Raw genomic sequence first — 18348 nt, 5'->3', positions numbered from 1 at the left:
ACAAAAAAGGCCGCATCAAGTGCGGCCCTTTGAGAATAATCCATTAACAGTCAATCATTCTCCGGCCCCACTATTGTCACAACGGGCAATACGACACACGCGCACGACCATTCGCAGCGCTGCTGGCGCCGCGAACATCTTCGCTGAGAAATGTGTCAGTTGTGAAAACACAGAGTGATTCCGAAAAATTAAATTGCTGTTACGAAAGATTACGCACGACTTTTACGATTCGCAACCGATTTCTGAAATTGCATCTAGTATTAATTGCATCCGTACTCACGTATTCCTGAGGATGCTCACATGTTAAAACGCTCTCTTCTAGGCAGTGCTGTGCTGCTCGCCAGCAGCTACGCCACAGCCACCCCTTTTATGCCGATGGATGCTCGTGGTCTGGCCATGGGTAATACCGGTGTTGCCAGTGCTAAATTAGCGCACGCTCCCGCCTACAACCCATCGCTGCTATCGCAGGCTGAAAGCAGCGATGACTTTGCTCTGATTTTTCCGCAGATCGGGGTCAACCTGGCAGACGAGGCAGGCCTCAAGGATGAAGCAACCCGACTCGATGATGACATCATTCCACGCATTGACGCCGCCTTCGAAGAACGCGGCGCCGGCGATCCGGTGAACTTTAACAAAGCCGTTGAAAATATGACCGCTGCTGCAGAACAGCTGGGTCTTCAGATTGATTCGATGGACGATGTTGATGGTCGTACCAATGCACAAAAAGCCGCTGACTTGCGCACTGACAATCAGGCGTTTGGTGACAGTATTTCGGCAACGAACACCGAGCTTCAGGAAGTTGAGTCTGCCACTGATGACATGATCGACAGCTTACGTACTATCTCCGGTGACCCTCTACGCGGGCGCCTGGGTATTGGTGGCGCGGTCGCGATTCCGGGTAAAAAACTGGCAGCGGCTGTCAGCTTTAAGGCCGACGTTAACGCCTCAGCTCGCATTCTGTTCAGTGGCAATGACGCCAACCTGCTGGGTGCCTATGTGCCTGCTGCATCCGGTTATCTCGATGCTTCCAACGGCATTACTGACAGTGTTGACACCCTGGCCGACCAGGTTGAAGGCGGCACCGCAACTACTGCAGATCTGAATAACACAAAGAGTGCAGTTGATGAGGTAAACACCTATACCTCCGACCCAGTTCAGACTGCTGGCGGCAATATCAGTATTTTTGAAAACGGTGAAATCTCGAATGCGGCATCCGACCCATCATTTGATTCACAGTATCAGATCGTTGCCATCGGCATTGCCGAAGTGGGCCTTAGCCTGTCTCGTGAGTTTGTGATCGCCGACAAGCCTGTGGCCATTGGTATTACACCTAAGCTGCAACAGGTAGCAACTTACCACTACGTTGGTCAGGTGGACGAAGAAGACAACGCACCTGACGTTGAACTCGAAGATTCTGAGCGCACTTCTAACCACATCAACCTGGATATCGGTACCTCCTTCTACGTTGATCCACAGGAACGCCTGCGTGTCGGCATCGTTATTCAGGATCTGATCAGCAAAGATTTCGAATACGCTGAAGTTGCTGTAGATGGCGATGCGGACGGCGAAGTCGCCGCCGGTGGTAAAGTAAGCCTGAAACCGAAACTGCGCGCCGGTGTTGCCTATACCCGTGACTGGTACAACCTTGCCGCAGACCTCGACCTGACTGAGAACGAAGCTCTGGCATTTGAAGATCCAACACAGTACCTGTCAGTCGGTGGCGAAGTCGATCTGGCGGGCTGGGCTCAACTGCGTGCCGGTTTACGAACTAACCTCGCCGGTGAAAGCAATGTTGTTTCACTGGGCGCGGGTGTATCACCTTTCGGTGTTCACTTTGACCTGGCAGCAATGATGGATATTTCTGATCCAGAAAAAGAACTGGGCCTGGCTCTGGAAACTGGTTTCTACTTCTAACGCCAGCGACATCCCGGTACACTCAAAGGCCATCCTATCCGATGGCCTTTTTTATTTTCTGAGTACCTTATGCAGACCTATCTTGTTGGCGGCGCAGTCCGCGATCATCTTCTCAATCGCCCGGTAAAAGACAACGACTGGGTGGTGGTTGGTGCAACACCCGAAGAAATGATCAGCAAGGGTTACGAACAGGTTGGCGCCGATTTTCCGGTATTTCTGCATCCTGATACGAAAGAAGAATACGCACTCGCACGCACTGAACGGAAAAGCGGAAAAGGTTATCAGGGTTTTGTCTGTGACTTTTCATCCGCGGTGACACTCGAAGAAGACTTACTGCGCCGCGACCTGACCATCAATGCCATGGCCCAGGACAGCGACGGCAAAATCATCGACCCTTATAACGGCCAGACAGACCTGCAGAACCGGATACTGCGTCATGTTTCTCCTGCCTTTCAGGAAGACCCTCTACGCGTACTACGTGTCGCACGCTTTGCGGCTCGCTTCGCTGGTCTGGGCTTTCGTATTGCCGACGAAACCATGGACCTGATGAAGCAAATGGTCGTTGGCAACGAACTTGATCATCTGGTGGCTGAACGGGTCTGGACTGAAACTCAGCGATCACTGGGCGAAAACAGCCCTGATACATATTTCCGTGTACTGCGCGAATGCGGTGCACTGAAGGTATGGTTTGAAGAGCTCGATGCTCTTTTTGGGGTTCCCCAACCTGAGAAGCATCATCCGGAAATTGATACCGGTGAGCATGCGCTACTCTGCTTACAAGCCGCACAGAAACTCAGCGACTCGACGGCTGTGCGCTGGGCTGCGCTGATTCATGACCTGGGTAAAGGCCGCACACCAGAAAGCGAATGGCCGCGCCATTTTGGACATGAGAAAAAAGGACTGTCGCCCGTCAAGCAACTCTGCAATCGCCTGAAAGCTCCGAACGACGCTAAAACATTGGCACTGCTAAGCAGCGAGTTTCATACGCATGTTCACCGCGCCTTCGAGTTGCGACCAGACACTCTGCTGAAATTATTCGATCAGGTCGATGCCTGGCGTCGGCCCGAACGATTTGAGGATTTTTTATTGGTCTGTATTGCTGACGCGCGCGGCAGAACCGGGCTGGAAGAGTGCGATTACCCGCAAGCAGAATATTGCCGTAATGCTCTCAAAGAAGCCCTGACAATAACGGCGCAGGATATTATTGCGACGGGCATACAAGGGGCGGAAATTCGTCCGGCTCTGGCCAAAGCTCGTGCAGACCACCTTAAAGGCTGGAAGTCGACTCTGTCGATTTAACGTCAGCCAGCGTCGCTCCCTCAACAACCACTTTTTCGAGTGGCTGATCACTCACGTGTGACCAGTAATCTTTTAGTGGTGTCTTATTTTTCGGGCAGAGTCCGGTTGGCCATAAATCCAATAATGGGCGCAGTACAAACGCGTAACGCCAGACATCAATGCGCGGAAGCGATATACCATCGATATCGCCACTCAGCTCGTCTACCACCAAAATATCGATATCCAATGCACGGTCTGAATATTTCTTGGCGTCGGGCTGTCGTCCGAATTCTGTTTCAATGGCTTTTAATCGGGTATTTAATTCCGCCACCGTACAATCGGTATGCGCTTCTACCACCAGATTAATAAAAGCCGGGCCACTGAAGCCGACAGCCTCAGAACGATAGCAGGGAGAGACAGCAACGATATTAACGTCATCGGCCAGACGCTTCAGGCCCAGGGGAATATTCTGCTCGGGCGACAGGTTAGCTCCAACCCCTAAAAACACATGCGCCATCAGCTGATACCACGCTCGATAACCAGCCCCACAGCACGTGCCTGTGGCACCACCGCAGGCTTCTCTACACGAATACTTAACCACGGCATGCCAAATTCCTGCAGCAAACCATCGGCCAGACGTTCAAGCAAGGATTCCAATAACTGAAAGTGCTGCTCTCGTACAAAGCGTTCGATATATTCTGTCACCGCCTGGTAGTCCAGCGCGTGCATTAAATCATCGGTCTGAGCAGCCACCCGAATATCCCAGGCCATCTCAAGATCAAATACCAATGGCTGACGTACCTGTTTTTCCCAGTCGTACACACCAATCACAGCGTCGACCTTTAATTCGCTGATAAAGACTTTATCCATAACCAGCTCCTTAATTACCTGACGCCAGAGGTTTAAGTTCTGTCATTGGCCAACGCGGGACACACGACACAGCGATATCCGATACTTCCCCCGCATTCAGACGCTGAGCACCGGCGTACGCAATCATGGCGCCGTTGTCTGTACAGAGTGCAGGCCGTGGATAGTACACGCGCCCTTTCAGCTGCTCAGCAGTCACCTTTAACTGTTCACGCAACATGCGGTTTGCACCAACACCGCCAGCGATAATCAGGCGATTCACACCGGTCTGCTTCATTGCGCGCTTACACTTAATAGCCAGAGTGTCGACCACTGCGGCCTGAAAGCCCGCGGCGATGTCTTTTTTATCCTGCTCAGCAAGAACACCATCAACTGCGCAGTTAAGGATGGTCGTACGGGTAAAGGTTTTCAGGCCACTGAAACTGAAATCCAGACCCGGGCGGTCTGTCATTGGGCGCGGAAAACTGAAACGGCCTGCATCACCCTCATCGGCCAGCTTACTCAGGGCCGGTCCACCCGGATACGGCAGCCCCATCATCTTAGCGGCTTTATCAAAGGCTTCACCGGCCGCGTCATCGAGCGATTCACCCAACAACTCGTACTCACCAATCCCTTCTACTTTAACGAGCTGAGTGTGGCCACCGGAAACCAGCAGAGCAATAAAAGGAAACTCGGGGACGTCGTCTTCTAACATGGGCGCGAGCAGGTGACCTTCCATATGATGAACACCTACGGCTGGAATACCCAGAGACCAGGCCAGAGAACGCCCCAGACAGGCACCGACAAGCAGCGCACCTACCAGACCCGGTCCACTGGTGTACGCTATGCCTTCCAGATCCTGCAGGGTATGCCCGGCCTCTTCCATGACCTCACGAATCAATGGCAGACCTTTTCTTACGTGGTCACGGGAAGCGAGTTCAGGAACAACACCACCGTACTCAGCATGGACAGCGATCTGTGAATACACTCTGTGCGCCAACAGCCCGCGTTCGGTGTCATACAACGCGACTCCGGTCTCATCACAGGAGGTTTCTAACCCCAATACCAGCATAACTAACCTCTGTTCCGCTCTCTGAAGGCTCAGGCAGACTGCCTGTTCCGACCCTAAACCGCGCATGATACTGCTACCTAACAACACACGCCACTCGCGCGCCACTCACTCATCATGACGCTCTCAGAATCGACAGTAAAAACCCCTTTGCATTCCTCAGGCAAAGTCTATAGAATGCCCGCCCTCTGACTGGGACTACTGTGTCCCCACTATACCGAATTGACAAACATGTAGGTGATTGGATGCCAGCTGTAAAAGTTAAAGAAAACGAGCCGTTTGACGTTGCACTGCGTCGCTTCAAGCGTTCATGTGAAAAAGCAGGCGTACTGTCTGAAGTACGTCGTCGTGAGCACTACGAGAAGCCAACCTGGGTTCGTAAGCGTAAAGCCGCTGCTGCTGTTAAGCGCCACCTGAAGAAGGTTCAGCGCGAACAGCGCAAGATGACTCGCCTGTACTGATACACGCGACATCTGTTGAGGACTGACACATGAGCCTGACCGCAACCGTTAAAGATGCTGTGAAAGCAGCAATGCGTGCGAAAGAAAAAGAGCGCCTCAGCGCACTTCGTCTGATCACCGCAGAATTTAAAAAGGTTGAAGTCGACGAGCGCATCGAAGTTGATGACGCACGAGCTTTACAGATTCTCGACAAAATGTGTAAGCAACGCCGCGACAGCATCAAGCAGTATCAGGATGCTGGTCGTGACGAGCTGGCCGCTGTTGAACAGGCAGAAATCGATGTTATCAGCGAATTTCTGCCAGAAGCGATCAGTGATGAAGAGCTGTCCCAGATGGTCTCAGATGCAATTGCACAGTCCGGTGCTGCAGGCATGCAGGACATGGGTAAAGTGATGGGCATCCTCAAACCCAAAGTGCAGGGCCGTGCCGACATGGGCAAGGTCAGCCAGATGGTGAAGTCCCAGTTCTGATTCATCGCACACGCGTTGATACAGCAAAGCGCCAATAGCCCATGCTACTGGCGCTTTTCGCGTTTCTGAAGATAATAACTTTGAGACTGATTGCGGATACACACCCGAATGGCCGGCCGGATACCCCAGAGCTTTATTGATGAACTTCTCGCCCGCGTCGATGTTATCGACGTGGTCGACAGTCGTGTGAAGCTGAAAAAGACCGGCAAGAACTACTCCGCCTGCTGCCCTTTCCACAACGAAAACACACCCTCGTTCACGGTCAGCCCAGACAAGCAGTTTTATTATTGCTTCGGCTGTGGTGCTTCCGGGACAGCTTTGCGTTTCGTTATGGAATTCGATGGCCTGAGTTTTCCAGATGCTGTTGAAAAACTCGCCGACCAGATGAACATGGCCGTGCCCCGTGAAGCTGCCAGCCAGCGGGAAGTCCAGCAGGAGCAAGAACACCAGTCACTGTTTAAGCGGATGGAAGCTGCCAGCCAGTTTTTTGAGCGACAGCTGCGCGAACATGATAAGCGCGACCGAGCCATTCAATACCTGAAAGGCCGTGGTCTTTCAGGTAAGGCTGCTAAGTTTTTTGGTATCGGCTATGCCCCACCCGGCTGGGATAATCTGCAGGAAGCCCTGGGCACAGACAAAACTGCGGTACGTGAATTAGTCACCAGCGGTATGCTGATTGAAAAAGACGACGGTCGCACGTACGACCGCTTCCGTGATCGTATTATGTTCCCGATCCGGGATGCCCGCGGACGCTACATTGCCTTTGGTGGACGCGTATTAGGTGACGAAAAACCGAAATACCTGAACTCTCCAGAAACGCCGATCTTCCAGAAAAACCGCGAACTTTATGGTCTCTACGAAGCGCGAAAAATACGTCAGAAACTGACTCGTTTCGTGATCGTTGAAGGCTATATGGACGTCGTTGCATTGGCCGAGTTCGGCATTCACTACGCCGTCGCGACACTGGGCACGGCTACCAGCGAGCATCACCTGCGCCGGCTGTTTAAGATCGTCCCTGAAGTTATCTTCTGTTTTGACGGCGACGACGCGGGGCGCACCGCTGCAGCGCGTGCCATGGAAACAGCCCTGCCCGTTCTCAGCGACGGCGTCCAGGCAAGGTTCCTGTTCCTTCCCGATGGTGAAGACCCGGATACCCTGGTCAGGCAGGAAGGGCGGGATGGCTTTGAGAAACGTCTCAATGAGTCTCTGCACCTCCCTGAGTTTCTGTTCGAGCAGCTCAAGCAACAAGTCGATTTTGATACTTTAGATGGCAAGGCCCGCCTCGACAAAATGGCGGCGCCACTGATCGGCAAACTTCCAAAAGGCACACTGAGAAGCCTGATGGAAAAACGTCTTGAAGACATGATAGGGACACGCAGCGCTGCGATGGCCGCGGTGAATGAAACCGCCCCGGAGCCAGAACCCGAGATTGACGACGGCGTCTCCATGCCAGACATCATTACTGAGCCGGTTCCGCCAAGTCATGCACCAGATACCGAAGACCCTCTCGCGCCTATGGTGCACAGAGCGATTTCCAGTCTGGTGCGATTTCCAGGGCTGGCACAGGAGCTGAGCATTCCCGAGACCGAAGCCGAAACTGAATACGAGCGGTTGTTGTTTGAAATCCTCAAGCGGTTACACCAGTCTCCACAGCAGGAAAGCATTGGTCTGTTGATTCAATGGATAGGCAGCCCCTACGAACCTGAACTGAAAGCGCTCGCAGATCACCCGGAAAGCGACCAGATACGCCCGGTTGCTGCCGACGTAAGAGTGGTGCTTGAACGGATGACGGCCCGCAAAGACGACCGCGCCCTTGAAGAACTTGAGGCTAAATTTCACCGTGGCGAAAAGCTGACCCCGGAAGAACGATCTCAACTGCACGAACTCAAGAAACAGCGGAAACAAAGAAACCACAAACGCACGGGTATATATCATCGTCACTGACTTGAAAATTACCCGCTTCAACCCAAACTTACCAACTACGCAGTCACCCCGCTCCGGTCCGCCAGCCACGGGGGAACAATCTCTGCCAAGTCTGGCCTAAACAGTCGTCTAATCACTGGCTTAAGCAGAGGTTAAGCGGTATAATTCGCGGTTTTCTTCCGCCTTAAAATTCGGAACACAGGGCTTCTATGTCGACCAGTACGCAACAATCCCGTCTCAAAGAACTTATCGCCAAAGGTAAAGAGCAGGGTTACCTCACCTATGCACAGGTGAATGACCACCTGCCAGACGATATTGCAAACCCGGATCAGGTTGAAGATATCATCCGTATGATTAATGACATCGGTATTCCTGTGTCAGAAGTTGCCCCGGATGGCGAGTCCCTGTTCATGTCTGAGACAGCCGACGACGCTGCTGCCGAAGAAGCTGCCGCTGCTCTGGCATCTGTTGAATCCGATGTGGGCCGCACAACTGACCCAGTGCGCATGTACATGCGTGAAATGGGTACCGTTGAACTTCTGACCCGTGAAGGCGAAATCGTTATCGCCAAACGCATCGAAGAAGGCATCCGCGAAGTGATGTCTGCACTGGCGTATTTCCCAGGTGCGGTACAGCGCATCATGACGGCCTTCCAAGAAGCCGAAGAAGACCCGAACCGCGTTGGAGATATTTTCAGTGGTTTCATCGACCCGACACCAGACGGTGAGATCACCCCTCCTGGCCCATCTGCAGCTCAGAAAGAAGAAGCTAAAGAAGACAGCGATGATGACGATGATTCTGAAGAAGACAGCGGCATCGACATGGCTGAAGTGGTACGCCGCTTCACCGAAATCAACGACGCTAATATCGCTGTAAACAAAGCCATCGAGAAGCATGGCCGTGCCAGCAAGCAAGCAGAAAAAGCGATTGCTGCTCTGGCTGAACTGTTCGCACCGATCAAGCTGACGCCTAAACACTTCGACGTACTCGTCAGCGATGCGCGTGCAGCACTGGATGCCATCCGTGCTCAGGAACGTCAGATCATGGTTCTTATGACCCGCAAAAGCGGCATGAACCGCAAAGAATTCATCGGTGGATTCCCAGGTAACGAAGTCAACAACGAATGGGTTGAAGAGCTGATTGCAGCCGGCAAACCTTATTCAGACAAACTCGACACCTACAAGCTCGAAATCTTCCGTTGTCAGAAGAAGATCAAAGCTGTCGCCGATAGCGTCGGCCTGAGCATTCCGGAAATTAAAGAAGTTAACCGTCGCGTTTCTATCGGTGAAGCACGTGCCCGCCGCGCTAAGAAAGAAATGGTAGAAGCTAACCTGCGTCTGGTTATCTCGATCGCTAAAAAGTACACCAACCGTGGCCTGCAGTTCCTTGATCTGATTCAGGAAGGCAACATCGGTCTGATGAAAGCCGTAGATAAGTTCGAATACCGCCGTGGTTATAAGTTCTCGACCTACGCCACCTGGTGGATTCGTCAGGCGATTACGCGTTCGATTGCAGACCAGGCACGCACCATACGTATTCCGGTTCACATGATTGAAACCATCAACAAACTGAACCGTATTTCCCGTCAGATGCTTCAGGAAATGGGCCGTGAGCCGACGCCTGAAGAACTGGCAGAACGTATGGAAATGCCAGAAGACAAAATCCGTAAAGTCCTGAAGATCGCTAAAGAGCCGATCTCCATGGAAACGCCAATCGGTGACGATGAAGATTCACACCTCGGTGACTTCATTGAAGACACCCAGTCTTCATCGCCACTGGATACAGCCACCAACGACGGCCTCACAGAAGCCACCCGTTCAGTGCTGTCTGGCCTGACCGCTCGTGAGTCAAAAGTACTGCGTATGCGCTTTGGTATCGACATGAACACTGACCACACCCTTGAGGAAGTCGGTAAGCAGTTCGACGTTACCCGTGAGCGTATCCGTCAGATCGAAGCTAAAGCACTGCGTAAGCTTCGTCACCCGACTCGCTCAGAGCACCTGCGTAGCTTTATCGACGAGTAAGGTAAACCTACTCTGCGATCAGAATAACCCGGCCAATGCCGGGTTATTTTTTGCTCAAATTTCCAGAAAAATCAAAGCACTGGCACTCATCAGTAATGGTGCTTATAATGCTGCGCTAGTCATATCAGATGACTGATCTACATGAGCACCGCACCGAGCTCAATGTAGGTGGGGGATCACACCCCCAAGCGGTTAACATACCGCTGTCTTTGTAGGAGGGGATCTTATCCCCGACACGCTCTGCAAGTGCTGACAAGACGTACCGGTTTGGGCCGGAACAACGCAGTCAAAGCGATGCAGACGAAGTATTTACGAGCCCTGCGAGTGCTGACAAGGCGTACCGCAGATTATCGAAGGAGTGTAGCGAGCCTACATGACTGAGATAATCGAGGAACAACGCAGTCAAAGCGATGCAGGCGAAGTAAATGGGCCTTTAGCTCAGTTGGTTAGAGCATCCGACTCATAATCGGCAGGTCCCCAGTTCAAGTCTGGGAAGGCCCACCATTTTTACTTCTTTATACCCTCTGCTCATCATCGTTAGTCCCCACAGGGGCGCCTGCCGGTTAACTCTGGGAAGGCCCACCATTTTTACTTCGACACCTCCGAGGATGCGAGCATCCGACTCCACTCTTTAGCTCCACAGGTCCCCAGTTCAAGTCTGGGAAGGCCCACCATTTTTACTTCGACTCCCTTAAGGATGCTAGCATCCGACTCAACTCTTTAGCTCCACAGGCCCCTGCCGCAAGTCTGGGAAGGCACACCATTTTACTTCCTAAGTGCCTCTACTCATCATCGTTAGTCCCCACAGGAACGCCTGCTGCAGGAACGCCTGCCGGTTAAGGTCGGGGAAGGCCCAGTTTTTTGGGAGGGTTTCATCATCAGGTATAAATCTGAGATCCTGAAAAATTGTATGATCCTGAACTTTACAATATTTATGATAATTACCTCGGCCACTTCGAATGCAGTGAATCTATAACATACAGGTGGCCGTGCTCCTCTCCATAGCCAAATGCCTCCAGATGCTCATGACCAGCTTCAAGATCATCGTGCCTGTGCGATATCGCACTATTTTCATTTACCGGCCAAAGTTTAGACGCCAATGCCAAGCCGATAACGGAAAGCCCGGCCAATAATAAAAACGCCGAATTCACATCCAGCACGGTTAATAGCCAGCCAGCGAACGGATAGGCCATCATCCAGCCTGCGTGGGAGAGTGAAAAATGTGCTGCGAACAGCGCTGGCCGGTCCGCGATACTGGCTGAACGAACCAGCACCTTGCTGGTTGGGGTCTGCACCAGAGAGCAACCCGCTCCCAGCACGAACCAGATTATCAGTAAGGTGACATAACCTGTGATCAGTGTGCCGAATAATTGTGCAACAATCATCAACCCAAGACCTGTAAGCATTACTCTGCGCTCGGTGACTTTCTCCAAAAGTGTCGGTAATTTCAGTGCCGTGAGCATGGAGCCAAAGCCGAAAGCGGCCAGGGCAAATGCGGTTTGCTGGCCACTCAGAGCAAAATTCCCCTGCACCAGAACCACGGTGTTAACGAACACCATGGCGCCCCCAAGGGCGGTGGTAAAGCTCAGTAACAACAGCCCTCTCAACCGCGGGGTCAGCAGGTAAATACGACCACCTTTAGTAAGTCTATCTGTCCAGGTATTCGCCGCAGAAGCCTGGGCTTTCGGGAGGATAACGGAAAGCACCAGCAGTGCAGATGCCACGAATCCCAGCATGGTGCCGAAAAATAATCCATGCCAGGAGGTAATCAGTAGCAATGCCGCCGCCAGCATGGGACTGATCAGGCTTTCCATGTCATAAGCCAGCCGGGATAAAGACAAGGCCTTGGTGTATTCACGCTCATCCGGCAGCACATCAGGAATCGTTGCCTGAAATAACGGCGTAAATCCGGAGGAACTGCTTTGCAGAACAAAAATAACGACATATATGTGCCAGACCTCGGTGAGGAACGGCAGCGAAAGCGCCGTCAGCGCACGGATAATATCCAGCAGCACCAACACAGGCTTGCGTGGGCGCCCCTGAAACAACGCCGCCAGTAGCGGTGACACAAACACATAGGCCAGCATTTTGATGGTCAGTGCCGTTGCCAGCACAGTGCCTGCATTGCCTCCCGCCAGCTCAAACGCCATCAGACTCAGGGCAACCGTCGCCATGCCTGTGCCCAGCAACGAAATAACCTGCGCCGCAAACAAATGGCGGTACACGCGGTGACGGAGAATGCTCAGCATGGAAACCTCTGCGGTTGACGTTGACTGACAAAAACCGATTGCCGGTCGGTTTTTACTGTGGCAGTGTATGCCTCATCCTGAACGTTGGAAAGACTATGATTCTCGGTGAGTTAGAAAAGCAGGTTCTGAACCATCTTTGGTCAGCGGGTGAAGCTGATGCCAAACAGATCCATGCCGCCTTCAGTGCCGGGCGCAGCAGTTCCCTGAACACCATTCAGAGCACACTGGATCGTTTATACAAAAAGCAGCTGCTCAGCCGAAGTAAACAAGGACATGCCTTTGTCTACCGCACCCGGGTTGATCGGGAAGACCTGATCGCTCAGCTGATCCGTAATATCACCAGCGACCTTGTCAGCCATGACAGCCAGTCGCTGATGGCGGCATTTGTTTCCTTGTCTGCCGATCTGGGCGCCGACGAGCTCGATCGCCTGGAGGCTATGATTCAGAATCACCGTCGCAAGAGCAAACTGCAGCCATGATCAGCGGAAGCTGGGGGTTTATTCTGAACCTGCTGAGTATGGCTGCATTGCTCGGACTGGCCTCAGCTGTCTTTCAGTTATTAACGGCTCCTCTGATTATCCGGGCAAAAAACCGTGTTGACCCGTTGGAGCAAAAATGGCTCATTTTAAGCTGGGCCGTTTTACCCTGGACAATGACTCTGTTGCTGTTTGTTGAGGGCGGAATCGCCTTACCAGACGACCACAACACAGTGCATGGCGCTCTGGGACTTATTCACTGGCACCATGCCGATGAGTTTGTGATCAGCGCCTGGCACAGCTGGTTTCTGAGTGCGGTCGGTTTATGGCTGACGTTGCGTATGGGGCAATTTGCGTATCAGCAATGGCGTGTAAAGCAGCAACTGAAACTTCTGCGTGAGCAGGCAGTGGCGACTTCCGGCTCCACGATCCGCATTTTGCCGACCCGCGACGTTGTCGCCATGGCAGCCGGATATTTCCGCGCTGATATTTACCTGTCGCAAGGTTTGCTCAATCAAACAACGCCAGACCAGCAGGCAATCATCATTGCTCATGAGCAGGCGCATATCCGCCAGTTCGATAACCTGAGTCGCTGGTTATTGATGCTGTTTATTTGCCCACTGCCAGGCTTTGTTCGCACCCCCATTCTGAACTGCTTCACATTAGTGACCGAGCAGCTCGCCGATCGCCGGGTTACCCGCAACGCCGAAGCCGCCGACATCGCAGAAACGCTGGTGAAAATCGCGCGCTTACGCCACCACCTCAACAAGCCAGATCAGGCAGCGTTTGTCGCTGTAGAGCAGCTGCGCGAACGGGTCTGCGAGCTGCTTACCCCATCTCGTCCGTCCGCTCTGAAACTCAGCCTGTTACCACTGGCTATTATGCTTACAGCCACAGCGGTGCTTTCTGCCACCGATGCTTTACACCACTTTTTTGATATTTTCCTCGTCCATTAACGGAGCTGAAATGAAGCTTGTTAACCACGTTATTTCTGCATCCAAAAAACCGATTATCAATCGGTTTTTAATATGCTTGACCCTGTTCATACCCTTCTACGAAAGCGCTTACGCCGAAAATACAGTGAGGCTGTCTGAAGTCGTCGAGCGGGCGTTAAAGGGGCATCCACAGATTGCCATCTGGTCTTATCGGCAGCAGGGCATACAGGCTGAAATAGAAGCGGCTGGAAGCCGGCAACCTGCTCAGCTGGAACTGAGCGTCGAAGATGCATTCGGTACTGACCAGTATGAAGGTACCGATGCCATGCAGACGACCTTGAGTGCCCGCTGGCTGTTAGAAGGTGATCAGATCAGCGCCAGAACAGAACACGCAGCCGCTCAGCAGCGCTTGCTGACAGCGAAACAGCGAGTGCAGCTAGCCGATATAACCGCACATACTTCAACACTCTTTATTTCGTTACTCGCCGATCAGGAGCGGCTGCAACTGGCACAGGAAGCGTTAGCCGATGAAAAAGAAATTCTGGCGATCATTCAGCGCCGTGTGAATGCCGGTCGCGCCCAAAATACCGACCTGATACTGGCACGTACCCGTTTGACAGAGCAGGAGTTGGCAGTGGAAGAATTCGGGCACCGGCTGCAGTCGGCGTCACTGCGATTGTCTGCGCAGTGGGGAGCGGCAGAAACCCAGCTTTATGCCGCGGGAAACCTGCTGCTATTTCTGCCGTTGGCAAAAGCCGAAGCTGCCATGAACAAATTGCAGGAAACCCCGTCACTGAACCAGATAAAAGCGGAAGCAGAACTGTTCAGTGCGGAAGGAAAACTCGCGAGTGAAGAAGCGGCAACCCCGTGGTCGGCTGGCGCAGGCCTGCGCCGTTTCGAAAATACAGATGACTATGCCCTGGTCGCCCAGTTCAGCATTCCACTGGGCGCGAATCAGCGCTACGCCGCTCTTCAGCGCTCGGTCAATGTCCGTGAAGAACAGAAGACACTTTCAGCACAGGCGCATTTGCAACAACTGACCATCCAAACCCGCACACTGCTGATGGAACTGGAACACAGCCAGCACGTTATCAATACCCTGACAGAAACCATTCTGCCGACTCTCAATAACGGTCGTCAGCAGGCGCTTAAAGCCTATGAAAACGGGCAGCTGGATTATGTGCAGTGGGATAACACCCGCCAGCAATGGCTGAATGCCCGCAAGCGTTTACTAGACGAAGCGGAAGCACTGCATCAGCAGTGGATTGAATTACAGCGCCTGACCGGCCAGACCATTTATTTCTGAGGCTAAGTTATGACACCCCGTAAAATATTTTCGCACCTGTTACTGGCTTTGCCGTTATTCGCAGGCAGCGCTCTGCCAACACAAATGGTTTATGCCCAGTCGGCGGAAACAGCCGAAGCGGAACCGGAGAAAGGACCTCACCGCGGACGCATGCTGCGCGATGGTGATTTTGCTCTGGAGCTGGCTATTTTCGAAACCGGTGTACCGCCGGAGTTCCGGGTCTGGACCACATTATCCGGCCAGCCAATTGCACCACAGGATGTGCAGCTGAGCGTACGTCTTATTCGTCTTGGCGACGTTGTCGATAATATCGGTTTCCGCGCTGAAGGCGATTACCTGCGTGGCGACATGGAAATTTACGAGCCTCATTCTTTTATTGTCGATATTCAGGTTCAGCATGCTGGCCAGCAATACCAGTGGCGTTACGACAACTTTGAGGGACGTACGAATATTGCCGCGCCGATTGCCGATGCCATGGGAATTACCACCGAAGTCGCGGGGCCTGCCACTCTGCATATTCAGACCCCCGTCTGGGGAAATCTGACGTCAGTGCCGGGTAGTGAACGCAATATCAGCGCGCGTTTTGATGGCGAAATCCGCACCGTACATGTGCGCGAGGGACAGATGGTTGAGGCCGGCAGCGAATTGCTCACCATCGACAGCAACGAGAGCCTGAAAAGCTACAGCGTACGCGCACCAGCCTCTGGCATTGTCAGCCGGATTTATGCCGCTGCCGGAGAACAAAGTGCAGGACGTACTCTGCTGACACTGCAAGACAACCGTACATTGCAGGCTGAACTTGCCGTGTACCCGAAAGACTGGAGTCGTGTAAACGCCGGAGCCCCCGTCACCATCAAGGTACCCGGCACAGAATTGCAGGCTCAGACTGTGCTTAAACATGCGTACCCCTCTGTTCAGTCCGATCAGTCACGTCTATGGCTGGCCACCCTTGATAACGCCGAAGGTTTGTTGGCGGCCGGAATGAAAATCAATGCCCGCATTGAAACCGAAACCCGTGACGTAGCTCTGGCCGTCAAACGCTCTGGCTTACAGGCGTTTCGCGACTTTACAGTGGTCTACGCCAAAGTCGGCGACGAATACGAAGTGCGCATGCTGGAGCTTGGCCAGGCCGCCGGTGAGTGGGTTGAAGTGCTCGGTGGTCTTGAACCCGGCACAGAATACGTCAGCGAAAACAGTTACATCATCAAAGCCGACATCGAGAAGTCCGGCGCGTCACACGACCACTGATACGGGAAATCGCCATGTTGGATTTACTGATAAAACTGGCCATTGCCCGGCGGAATCTGGTGATGGTCGTTGTCGCCATCGTTGCCCTTCTGGGTCTATGGAACTTTAACCGGCTGCCGATTGATGCCGTGCCCGACATCACTAATGTGCAGGTGATGATCAATACCGAAGCGCCCGGCTTTACTCCACTGGAAGTAGAGCAGCGTATTACTTATCCGCTGGAAACCGCACTGGCCGGATTACCTGGGCTGGAATACACCCGTTCGGTATCGCGCTACGGCCTGTCGCAGGTGATCGCTATTTTCAGCGATGACACCGATATTTATTTCGCCCGCCAATTGGTCGGCGAACGCATGGCATCTGCCAGTAGTCGTCTGCCTGGTGGCTTACAGCCAGAAATGGGCCCTATCGCTACTGGTCTGGGTGAAATCTTTATGTTCACCGTGGATGCCGAGCCTGGCGCGGTAAATGCCGATGGGTCTGCCGTCACACCCATGGATCTGCGCAGTGTGCACGACTGGATTATCCGCCCGCAGCTGATGCAGGTGCCGGGCGTGGTGGAAGTAAACCCCATCGGTGGCTACGAGCGGGAAGTCGTGGTGCAGATGCAACCGCAACGCATGCTGGCTGCTGGTATCAGCAGTGCCGATATTGTGGCCGCTATCCGCGCCAACAATGAAAACCGTGGCGCCGGATTTGTTGAGCGAAATGGTGCGCAATGGCTGATGCGGATTCCGGGGCAGGCAATGCAGGCCGACGATATAGCGGCAATTACCATTACCTCTGACAATGGAAAAACGGTGCATATCAGCGACGTGGCCGAGGTGAGCATTGGCCACGGCCTGCGCACCGGCGCCGCGACCCAGAATGGCCGGGAAGTGGTGATGAGTACGGTGTTTATGCTGGTTGGTGAAAACAGCCGCACAGTGGCAAGTAATGTCGGTAAAAAACTGGCCGAGATTAATGCGTCTCTGCCTGAAGGCATTGTGGCAACGGCTGCCTACGACCGCACCGGACTGGTAGAGAAAACCCTGAGTACCGTCACCACCAATCTGGTGGAAGGTGCTTTGCTGGTGATTGTTATTTTGTTCCTGATGCTGGGCAATATCCGCGCGGCCATCCTTACCGCGCTGGTTATTCCTCTGGCAATGCTGATGACCTTTACCGGTATGGTACAGACTCGCGTCAGCGCCAACCTGATGAGTCTGGGCGCGCTTGATTTTGGTCTGCTGGTCGATGGTGCCATCATCATTGTCGAAAACTGCCTGCGTCGTCTGAGCCAGCAGACAGGTCCGCTTGCATTAAAAGAACGTCTGCAACTGGTGTTTGAAGCCACTCGGGAAGTCATCCGCCCGGCATTATTTGGTGTATTTATTATCACCGCCGTGTACGCACCGATTTTCGCCCTCGAAGGGGTCGAAGGCAAAATGTTCCACCCGATGGCCATCACCGTTGTGATTGCTCTGCTGAGTGCGATTCTGCTGTCAGTCACCTTTGTTCCAGCTGCAGTGGCCTTGCTGTTCAAAGGTCCGGTTACGGAAAAGCGCAACCCTCTGGTGTCGGCACTCATGCGCATGTATCAGCCATTATTGGCGCTGGCCCTGCAAGCTAGAGCGCCCATCATTGGGCTGGCGGCAGTGCTGGTTTTACTGAGCATCTGGCAAGCCACCAGGTTAGGCAGCGAGTTTGCCCCGAATCTGGATGAAGGTGATATTGCCATGCATGCACTGCGCATCCCAGGTACGTCTCTCAGTCAGGCCATTGCCCTGCAGGAAACACTGGAAGAACGCATCAAAGCCCTGCCGGAAGTTGAGCGGGTATTTGCCAAAATCGGTACCGCTGACGTCGCCACCGATGCTGTGCCGCCGAGTGTGGCCGATAACTTTATTATTCTGAAACCACGTGACCAGTGGCCAGATCCGAATAAGCCCAAGCAGCAGGTGATCGCCGAACTGGAAGCCCTAGTCAGTGAAATCCCTGGTAATCGTTATGAGTTTTTACAGCCCATTCAGATGCGCTTTAACGAATTACTCGCTGGTGTACGCGCCGAAGTTGCTATCAAGATTTTCGGTGACGATCTGGATGTGTTAACTGGCCTTGGCGCGTCGCTTGAGAAAATTGTTGCTGGTGTCGATGGAGCGGTGGACAT

Annotated in this window: 15 protein-coding genes and 1 tRNA gene; 12 read left to right on the top strand and 4 right to left on the bottom strand. The window is 53.2% G+C overall.

Translation table 11 applies throughout. The features are described 5' to 3' along the window. The first annotated feature begins 300 nt into the window (after positions 1-300). Together traF and B2067_RS00825 are read left to right on the top strand one after the other, a co-directional pair. On the top strand, positions 301-1914 hold the full coding sequence (gene traF / locus B2067_RS00830; RefSeq protein ID WP_068441617.1) for a conjugal transfer protein TraF: 1614 nt from the start codon (positions 301-303) through the stop codon (positions 1912-1914). Between the two features lie 69 nt (positions 1915-1983). Beyond that, entirely contained in the window at positions 1984-3213 is a 1230-nt protein-coding gene (locus B2067_RS00825; protein WP_068441614.1) for a multifunctional CCA addition/repair protein, read from the top strand. Here the strand turns inward: B2067_RS00825 and folK are convergent. The 3 genes from folK to tsaD are packed head-to-tail and all read right to left on the bottom strand — an operon-like array spanning position 3182 to position 5110. After that, entirely contained in the window at positions 3182-3709 is a 528-nt protein-coding gene (gene folK, locus B2067_RS00820; protein ID WP_068441611.1) for a 2-amino-4-hydroxy-6-hydroxymethyldihydropteridine diphosphokinase, read from the bottom strand. The two genes, B2067_RS00825 and folK, sit on opposite strands and share 32 nt — an antisense overlap. Beyond that, positions 3709-4062: a dihydroneopterin aldolase gene (folB, locus tag B2067_RS00815; RefSeq protein ID WP_068437521.1), complete on the bottom strand. Its 354-nt coding sequence runs from the start codon at positions 4060-4062 to the stop codon at positions 3709-3711. The genes folK and folB overlap by 1 nt, the downstream gene beginning before the upstream one ends. 10 nt (positions 4063-4072) lie before the next feature. Then, positions 4073-5110, bottom strand: coding sequence for a tRNA (adenosine(37)-N6)-threonylcarbamoyltransferase complex transferase subunit TsaD (gene tsaD / locus B2067_RS00810; protein ID WP_297531118.1), 1038 nt, complete (start codon positions 5108-5110; stop codon positions 4073-4075). A gap of 242 nt (positions 5111-5352) precedes the next feature. Here tsaD and rpsU point away from each other — a divergent pair, with 242 nt between their 5' ends. The 5 genes from rpsU (at position 5353) to B2067_RS00785 (ending at position 10489) form a co-directional block, all read left to right on the top strand. After that, the gene (gene rpsU, locus B2067_RS00805) at positions 5353-5568 is read left to right on the top strand and encodes a 30S ribosomal protein S21 (RefSeq protein ID WP_068441605.1); all 216 of its coding nucleotides are present in this window, start codon (positions 5353-5355) and stop codon (positions 5566-5568) included. Between the two features lie 29 nt (positions 5569-5597). Next, the gene (locus B2067_RS00800) at positions 5598-6038 is read left to right on the top strand and encodes a GatB/YqeY domain-containing protein (protein WP_068441602.1); all 441 of its coding nucleotides are present in this window, start codon (positions 5598-5600) and stop codon (positions 6036-6038) included. A 108-nt stretch (positions 6039-6146) separates the two neighbouring features. Beyond that, positions 6147-7982 carry a DNA primase gene (dnaG, locus tag B2067_RS00795; RefSeq protein ID WP_301387191.1) on the top strand — a complete coding sequence of 612 codons (1836 nt, stop codon included), beginning with the start codon at positions 6147-6149 and terminating at the stop codon, positions 7980-7982. Between the two features lie 188 nt (positions 7983-8170). After that, a complete protein-coding gene (gene rpoD / locus B2067_RS00790) occupies positions 8171-9985 on the top strand; it encodes an RNA polymerase sigma factor RpoD (RefSeq protein ID WP_297531114.1) in 1815 nt (604 codons plus the stop codon). A gap of 427 nt (positions 9986-10412) precedes the next feature. Then, positions 10413-10489 (top strand) — tRNA-Ile (locus tag B2067_RS00785). A gap of 437 nt (positions 10490-10926) precedes the next feature. On the opposite strand, the gene B2067_RS00780 is transcribed toward B2067_RS00785, so the two are convergent. Continuing rightward, on the bottom strand, positions 10927-12234 hold the full coding sequence (locus B2067_RS00780) for an MFS transporter (RefSeq protein WP_301378687.1): 1308 nt from the start codon (positions 12232-12234) through the stop codon (positions 10927-10929). A 95-nt stretch (positions 12235-12329) separates the two neighbouring features. Here B2067_RS00780 and B2067_RS00775 point away from each other — a divergent pair, with 95 nt between their 5' ends. From B2067_RS00775 to B2067_RS00755, 5 genes are all read left to right on the top strand, one after another. After that, positions 12330-12713, top strand: coding sequence for a BlaI/MecI/CopY family transcriptional regulator (locus tag B2067_RS00775; RefSeq protein ID WP_286716653.1), 384 nt, complete (start codon positions 12330-12332; stop codon positions 12711-12713). After that, entirely contained in the window at positions 12710-13666 is a 957-nt protein-coding gene (locus B2067_RS00770; RefSeq protein ID WP_301378689.1) for a M56 family metallopeptidase, read from the top strand. Before B2067_RS00775 ends, B2067_RS00770 begins: the two co-directional genes overlap by 4 nt. A gap of 76 nt (positions 13667-13742) precedes the next feature. Further along, positions 13743-14951: a TolC family protein gene (locus tag B2067_RS00765; RefSeq protein WP_301387190.1), complete on the top strand. Its 1209-nt coding sequence runs from the start codon at positions 13743-13745 to the stop codon at positions 14949-14951. A gap of 9 nt (positions 14952-14960) precedes the next feature. Beyond that, positions 14961-16199, top strand: a complete 1239-nt coding sequence (locus tag B2067_RS00760) for an efflux RND transporter periplasmic adaptor subunit (protein ID WP_301378692.1) — start codon at positions 14961-14963, stop codon at positions 16197-16199. A 14-nt stretch (positions 16200-16213) separates the two neighbouring features. Next, the coding region (locus B2067_RS00755) for an efflux RND transporter permease subunit (protein WP_301387189.1) at positions 16214-18348 on the top strand (2135 nt) is incomplete at its 3' end.

The sequence above is a fragment of the Thalassolituus sp. UBA2590 genome (genome assembly GCF_002339775.1).
In the GTDB taxonomy this organism is placed as follows: Bacteria; Pseudomonadota; Gammaproteobacteria; order Pseudomonadales; family Oceanobacteraceae; genus Thalassolituus.
The sequence above is the reverse complement of the archived record's forward strand: the minus strand, read 5'-3'. Positions and strand labels throughout refer to the sequence as shown.